The sequence below is a fragment of the Bradyrhizobium sp. Kon10 genome, assembly GCF_055807395.1.
The window spans coordinates 1-481 of the sequence record NZ_JBVVOZ010000125.1; the positions used below are offsets into that span (position 1 = coordinate 1).

1 pseudogene is annotated in these 481 nt (G+C 65.5%); it reads right to left on the reverse strand.

The features are described 5' to 3' along the window. Positions 1-481: pseudogene (locus AC0L2O_RS36355) on the reverse strand (IS21 family transposase); the annotation flags it as partial.

The following is a 481-nucleotide window of genomic DNA, read 5'->3' on the forward strand; positions in this document are numbered from 1 at the left end:
CGACCTGCGGCACGCAGGCCGGATCGGGCGCGAAGTAAGCGCGCAGCCGTCCGAGGTCGGGTAGTTGGCCAGCGTTAGGTCAGCCGCGAGCTGATCGGCGAGTTCGGCCTCGCAGCCGCGCTCGTGCGCCAGCGCCGAGCAGATCGACCATGATCCGGCAGGCTTTCCTGTCCGGCAGCCGTTCGCGCAAGGAATCGAAGGTTCGGCGATAGGCATCACGCGGGAACAGCCGATCACGGTAGACGAGATTGAGCAGCGCCATGGGCTTGCGCCGCAAGGAATGGATCACGTGCCGATAATCGACGACCTGGTCGTGCTTGCCGTTGGGATGAGGCCGCCCACGCGGCAGGGTGACGAGAGGGGTGCCGCCGACGAACACGTCGAGACGATCGTCGTAAAGGCGTACCCGCAGTTGGTGCCCGATCAAACGCGACGGCACGGTGTAGAACACCTTGCGCAAGGTGAAGCCGCCGCTTGACGT